The organism is Streptomyces sp. NPDC051555, from assembly GCF_044454405.1.
Classification (GTDB): domain Bacteria; phylum Actinomycetota; class Actinomycetes; order Streptomycetales; family Streptomycetaceae; genus Streptomyces.
Genome location: NZ_JBITDP010000075.1, coordinates 1 through 5,925, shown reverse-complemented (window position 1 = coordinate 5,925; position 5,925 = coordinate 1). Strand labels below are relative to the sequence as shown.

The following is a 5,925-nucleotide window of genomic DNA, read 5'->3' as shown; positions in this document are numbered from 1 at the left end:
CCGTCCGCTGGCTGCCCCGACCCAGCCGCAACCACACCTACCCAACCGGAAAACCGCAGCTCATCGAGCTATAGCACGGTTCATCACCACGCTCTTAAAGGGACCACCAGCGAGGGCAGCCCACATTCCCATGCGGCCGGTAACACGCCGACCGACTCGTGTGATCACAATACGGCTGCGCCCGGTAGCCGCTCCAGTCTTGCTCAGAGCGCGGCTGATGAGCATGTGGGAGTCTTCGCCGGATGTCACGAAGAGCGCGGACGTCTTGCTGATCTATCGACCGATTGATGAGCAAGATCGGTAAGCGGCTGCACTCGGCCCGATCGGCGCCGTATCATGCCCATAAAACGGTGTCAGAAAGTCGATTTGCTCAAGAACCTGAGGGGCACCGCTTTATGTACGATCTGGGGGTGCAGCAGCCTTCGGACGACGACACCGCCGATCTCCTCGCCCCCGTTCCGGCCGTGCGGACCGGCGATCTTGTGGGATACGCACGTGTGTCCACCAAGGGCCAGCTGCTCGACCGCCAGATCCACGCGCTCACCGATGCGGGATGCGGCCGGATCTTCTCGGACAAGAAGTCCGGCAAGAACGCCGAGCGCGAAGAACTCTCGAAAGCCCTCGATTACCTGCGGCCCGGCGACACTCTCGTCGTTCCGTCGCTCGACCGGCTCGGCCGCTCCATCCAAGACCTCATCGCCATCGTGTCCGGCCTACGCAAGCGCGGTATCGGCTTCACCTCGCTCCACGAGGCACTCGACACCACCACCCCGGGCGGGCGCCTGGTCTTCCACGTCTTCGCCGCTCTCGCGGAGTTCATCCGCGAACTCATCGTGCAGGGCACCCATGAGGGCCTCGACGCCGCCCGTGCCCGCGGCGCCCGCCTCGGACGGCCGCCGGCCATGACACCCGAGCAGGTACGTCACGCCCGCGACCTGCTCACCCGTCCCGAGAACACCGTGACCTCGATCGCGAAGCTGCTCGGAGTTTCCCGCAACACCATCTACAACTACGTGCCCGAGCTGAAGAGCGGCCGCCAGGCGCTCACCGAGGCGACTATCACGGCCGAGCTGCCGCGACCGGCCCAGCCCAGGCACTGATCACTGCCGTTTGCGGCTGGTGACACGGTTCTTACCGGCACCCCGTCTACGGGGCGAGCGTGTCCAAGCAGACCATCACCACGATCACGGACAAGGTGATGGAGGGCATGGCCGAATGGCAGTCGCGTCCGCTCGACCGCGTCTATCCGGTGGTCTTCGTGGACGCCATCAACGTGAAGATCCGCGACGGCCAGGTCGCCAACCGCCCCATCTGCCTCGCCATGGCCGTGACCGTTGAGGGCACCCGCGAGATCCTTGGGATCTGGGCGGGCGACGGTGGTGAGGGCGCCAAGCACTGGCTCCAGGTCTTCACCGAGCTCCGCAACCGCGGCGTCGAGGACGTCCTGATGCTCGTCTGCGACGGCCTGAAGGGCCTGCCGGATGCGGTCGAGACGGTCTGGCCCCGAACTGTCGTTCAGACCTGCATCGTTCACTTGATCCGCAACAGCATCCGCTACGTCGCCCGCCAGGACTGGGACAAGGTCGCCAAGGATCTCCGCCCTGTCTACACGGCGCCGAGCGAGGCCGCCGCGACCGAACGCTTCCTGGAGTTCTCCGAGAAGTGGGGCACCGGGAAGGTAGTTCAGAACGGTCTTGATCATGAGCTGGTTGGTCTTGATCATGCAGGCTTCCAGGCGCGGAGGGGCTCGAGTTGGGTGACGGTCTCCAGTACCTCAGGGAAGACGCTGAGCGGTCCGCGGTACCGCTCTCCGAGGATCTTCCAGTTCTCCAGGTGACCGATGCAGCGCTCGACGGCGGAGCGGATCGCAGAGTGTGCGCGGTTGCAGTCCTTCTCCGCGTTGGTCAGCTTGCGGCCGGGCGGCTTCTTGTAGGGGGTGAGCAGGTCCAGGCCCTGGTAGCCCTTGTCGCCGAGCCTGGGATGTCGGCGGATCTTGTCCGCGATACCCGAGGCCCTGCAGGCGGACGCGTCGTGGCGGGCGCCGGGCAGCGGAGTGTCGACGGCCTGGAGCCGGCCCCGGGTGTTCGCAACGACCTGGATGTTGTGTCCGCTGGCCTGGTGTTTCTTGGAGAACAGCCGCTCCGCGGCCTTCCAGTCCCAGGACTTCGCGAGGAAGCCGTCGACGAGGACCGGCTCGCTCCCGGGCAGTCGGGCCAGGCCGAAGTCCAGCATCTTGAGCGCATCACGGACGATGGGCCGCAGCCGGGTTCCGTACCAGGAGACGGTCGGCTGGTAGATCTCGAACAGCTCGGCGGCCGCGGCCTGCGCGTTGTTGTGACGCAGGAGGAAGCAGAGCACCACCACCGCTCTCCATAACGGCAGCGCGTGCGGACGACCGGTCGGCTTGACCCAGCCGGGGATCTTCCGCTCGACAAGCGAGATCAGAACATCAAGCTGATGCGGGCTCAAGCCAGTTGTACGGTGGAAGCGCATCGGTCCCCCCGCGCGCTCGTGCCGGTATCGACAATTCGCACGCTACGCCGAGGGGACCGATCTCGCGTCCAGCGATCACACCGACAAGATCGCCTCAGCGTTCTGAATAACCTTCCAAGTATCCGGCCGTGATCAAGATGTGGTCCGACGCCTGGGCCGAAATGGTGCCCTTCCTCTCCTTCGACGTCGAGATCCGCAAGGTGATCTGCTCGACGAACGCAATTGAGACCGTGAACGCCCGCATCCGCAAGGCCGTGCGGGCCCGCGGCCACTTCCCGTCCGAGAATGCCGCGCTGAAGTGCGTCTACATGGCGGTCATGTCGCTGGACCCGACAGGCAAGGGCCGACGCCGCTGGACGATGCGCTGGAAAGCACCCCTGAACGCCTTCCAGATCGCCTTCGAAGGCCGCCTCACCCCCACCACCAGCCACTGAACCTCAACAACCAAGATCAGCCGTTGATTGGACACACCCGATGCCCGGATACAGCCCGGAACTCAACCACGACGAGATCCTCAACGCCGACGTCAAACGACACGTCCACGCCGCCCGCACCCGCTCAGCCGACGACCTCGCCCGCGAAACTCGCCGCTTCCTCCTCCTCCTCCTCCTCCACCGCCGCCGCCAGCAGCCCCACATCATCCGCGGCTACTACCACGCCCGCCACGTCCGCTACACCCTCGAATAGGCAATTAAATAGTTCCGCCTCAATAAGTGCCGTCGGAGTCCTCGAAGAATTAAGTGATCAGCAACTTCAGATCGTCCCGCCGTCGGACGGTCATCGAGTTTCAGCCAGCAGTAACAAGCTTGGGCATGGGCGTCAATAGGAACGTCGCCGTTCCATCATAGAACGGTGTCTTGTCTACCGCTGTGGGTCCCGTTGGAGGAATTACCTGTGCTGGGGTCTCTGGAGTGAATCGATACGTCAACGATGCACCATCGTTGACTACTACAGGCTCTCCCTTGGTTTTCGTCATACTTGCCTTGTGGCCAACCGCGAGCGTGAACTTAATCTTCCCAGTCCCAGGAACTGGAGTTCCCGACCCAAGCGCTGGCGCGTTATACGATGCTGTTACTTCTGGCGTAATATCTTCAACATCCTTCGGGATGCAAACAACTTTACCTCCCACAGAGAATCCCCCAGTGCCACCGAGAGTGACGACAACAGGGGTCAGCCAAACCGCAGGCGCGGGAGCAGGTGCAGTGATCTGATCTCCATTACGAACTACAGGATTTCCCATGGCGTCGTCTCCTCGTCGAGTGTCGTAAATAGCAAAATCCGCCACCTGTGGGCATCTCTCCATGTTTGTGCTCTAAGGGCTGTCCCGTAAATGATCTGCGGGTCGGCCTGACACGCCTATTCCTTGTCGGCCGTCCGTCTATCCGGCGAGGGCGAGGTTGTGCAGGCGCGCGACGCCGAGCATGGCGTGGTGGATTCCGTCGCCTTTGAGTCGGCAGTCGCGGAGGATCTTCCAGCTCTTCATCCGGGCGAAGACGTGCTCGACGCGGGCACGGACCTGCTTGTGGGACTTGTTGTGGGCTTCCTTCCAGCCGGGCAGGTCTTCGCCCTTGCTCCTGCGGTGAGGCATGACGAGTCCGGTGCCGGGATAGCCGCCGTCGGCGATCGTGGTGGTCTTGCCGACGGCGGCCTTGGCGCCGGATTCCTCCCACGCCTTGCAGTCGTTGCGGTTTCCGGGCAGGGGGCGGCCGACCGCAACGACCAGGCGGGTGTCGGCGTCGATGACGACCTGGTGGTTGGTGGAGTACCGGTAGTTCTTCGACTGTGCGGCGATGGCGTGGTCGCGGGTGGGCACGAGAGTGCCGTCCACGATCAGCACGGTGTCCTTGGCGAACCGTTTGCGGGGCTGAAGAGCGAGCATGGGTCCGAGGTGGTCGATGATGCGGTCCGCGGCGGACTTCGAGACCCCGAAGAGCGGTGCGAGCTGGCGCATCGTCAAGTTTGTTCGCCAGTATGCCGCGACCAGTAGTGCCCGGTCCTCCAGCGGAAGGCTCCACGGCTGGCCCTTGCGGACCGCGGCCGCACCCTCGCGCCGCAGCACGGTCACCAGCTTCCCGAAGGCGCGCGGGCTCAGCCCGGTGAACGGGGCTATCCAGGAGGGCTCCGACGCCGTGATCACACCAGCCACTGCTGGATCATCTCAGTTGCAGATGCCGCTGGTTTCGACTGATCCTTTGCCTATTCGACGGTAAAGAGGGAGAACGACATGGGGCTGACTCTGTTCCCGGGAGACGGAGACACCAGCGGCCCCGACGTCGCCTGGTCCTACAGCGGCTTCGCCGCGTTCCGGCGACAGCTGGCGCGAGCCGAAGGCTTCACTCTCTCCGGGATGTGGGGCTTCGGCGGAGAGCGCCCGTGGAGTGACGTCTCCACCTCGCTCGAACCGCTCCTCGATCGCCCGGATGACGGCGGAGGCGAGCTATCGCCGATCGAGTGCGCCGCGCTCCTGCCCCGGCTGGAGGCGATCGTCGAGCAGTGGCTGAACGAGGCCGACGTTCCTCGGGCACACATCGATGCGGCCCAACAGCTGACGGTCGTTCTGCGGCTCTGCGTGGCGAAGGACGTCGAACTTCTCTTCCTCTGACCTCCGCGAAGCCGGGTCCGTGACTCACGCTCCCGCAGTTACGGGACAGCCCTTAGCAAGCGAAAGGGTCGCCATCGGACCGACTTGCCCATTTGTCTGCGCTATGAGGCGAGTCGAAGCTTATTCTTTGCATGCGCGCATCGTTCTGGCATTTGAGTGAACCTCTTACGTTGTGGGTTTCCGCAGATCAGGCGGATGTGGAGGGGGAGGGCATTCTTCATGGTTCCGATGCGGTCGATGGAGCATCGTGCCCTGCGGAGGATGTGCCAGGACTTCAGTTGGGCGAGGGCGCGTTCGTCGGGAGCCCGTAGGTGGGTGTAGTCGCGGTTGAATTCCTGGAGCCTTTTTCATGTGTAGATCGTGAGGGTGGGGATGGCTGCTGCGGCTGACGTGAGCCTGTTCGGGCTCATGCGGGTGTGGCGGAGGATTCTCCACCCTTTAATCCGGGCGATGGTTCGCTCGACGGGAGCGCGCAGAGCGGCGTGGACCTTGTTCGATATCTTGTGCTTGCCGGGCAGTTCGGTGTTCGCGCGGTGCTTGATCGGGGTGATGACGGTTCCGCTGGCTCCTTGGTATCCCTTGTCTGCCAGGACTTCGAGGTCCAGCCGCGTGCAGGCGCCGATGATGTCGCGATCGCGGGCTGCCCTCAGATCGTGGGTGCCGCCGGGCAGGGCGGGTGAGATCCAGAGCAGCTTCCCGTCGTCTCCTGTGATGACTGGCAGGTTCACGCCCTCAGGGCCTGTAAAAGGAACGGTGTAACTCCGATCATGGAGGATTGCACCTGTGACCAGCGAGAACATAGCCATAGCGCCTGAGGCTGGGGCCTCGTC

7 protein-coding genes and 3 pseudogenes are annotated in these 5,925 nt (G+C 63.9%); 5 read left to right on the top strand and 5 right to left on the bottom strand.

Features of this window, described 5'->3' with window-relative positions; translation table 11 throughout:
• Positions 1-410: 410 nt before the first annotated feature.
• Both ACIBEA_RS44000 and ACIBEA_RS43995 read left to right on the top strand, forming a co-directional pair.
• A complete protein-coding gene (locus ACIBEA_RS44000; protein WP_399270108.1) occupies positions 411-1,100 on the top strand; it encodes a recombinase family protein in 690 nt (229 codons plus the stop codon).
• 44 nt (positions 1,101-1,144) lie between these two features.
• Positions 1,145-1,669: pseudogene (locus ACIBEA_RS43995) on the top strand (transposase); the annotation flags it as partial.
• A gap of 50 nt (positions 1,670-1,719) precedes the next feature.
• On the opposite strand, the gene ACIBEA_RS43990 reads toward ACIBEA_RS43995, so the two are convergent.
• Positions 1,720-2,469: a transposase family protein gene (locus tag ACIBEA_RS43990; protein ID WP_399270107.1), complete on the bottom strand. Its 750-nt coding sequence runs from the start codon at positions 2,467-2,469 to the stop codon at positions 1,720-1,722.
• 137 nt (positions 2,470-2,606) lie between these two features.
• Here ACIBEA_RS43990 and ACIBEA_RS43985 point away from each other — a divergent pair.
• Both ACIBEA_RS43985 and ACIBEA_RS43980 read left to right on the top strand, forming a co-directional pair.
• Positions 2,607-2,927: pseudogene (locus ACIBEA_RS43985) on the top strand (transposase); the annotation flags it as partial.
• Positions 2,928-2,967: 40 nt separating this feature from the next.
• A complete protein-coding gene (locus ACIBEA_RS43980; RefSeq protein WP_399270106.1) occupies positions 2,968-3,180 on the top strand; it encodes a hypothetical protein in 213 nt (70 codons plus the stop codon).
• A 100-nt stretch (positions 3,181-3,280) separates the two neighbouring features.
• Here ACIBEA_RS43980 and ACIBEA_RS43975 read toward each other — a convergent pair whose 3' ends face one another.
• Both ACIBEA_RS43975 and ACIBEA_RS43970 read right to left on the bottom strand, forming a co-directional pair.
• Positions 3,281-3,733, bottom strand: coding sequence for a hypothetical protein (locus ACIBEA_RS43975; RefSeq protein WP_399270105.1), 453 nt, complete (start codon positions 3,731-3,733; stop codon positions 3,281-3,283).
• A gap of 138 nt (positions 3,734-3,871) precedes the next feature.
• Positions 3,872-4,639: a transposase gene (locus ACIBEA_RS43970; protein WP_399270104.1), complete on the bottom strand. Its 768-nt coding sequence runs from the start codon at positions 4,637-4,639 to the stop codon at positions 3,872-3,874.
• A 78-nt stretch (positions 4,640-4,717) separates the two neighbouring features.
• On the opposite strand from ACIBEA_RS43970, the gene ACIBEA_RS43965 reads away from it, so the two are divergent.
• Entirely contained in the window at positions 4,718-5,095 is a 378-nt protein-coding gene (locus ACIBEA_RS43965; RefSeq protein ID WP_399270103.1) for a hypothetical protein, read from the top strand.
• A gap of 182 nt (positions 5,096-5,277) precedes the next feature.
• On the opposite strand, the pseudogene ACIBEA_RS43960 reads toward ACIBEA_RS43965, so the two are convergent.
• Both ACIBEA_RS43960 and ACIBEA_RS43955 read right to left on the bottom strand, forming a co-directional pair.
• A pseudogene (locus tag ACIBEA_RS43960) lies at positions 5,278-5,439 on the bottom strand (IS5/IS1182 family transposase); the annotation flags it as partial.
• 3 nt (positions 5,440-5,442) lie between these two features.
• The coding region (locus ACIBEA_RS43955) for a transposase family protein (RefSeq protein WP_399270102.1) at positions 5,443-5,925 on the bottom strand (483 nt) is incomplete at its 5' end.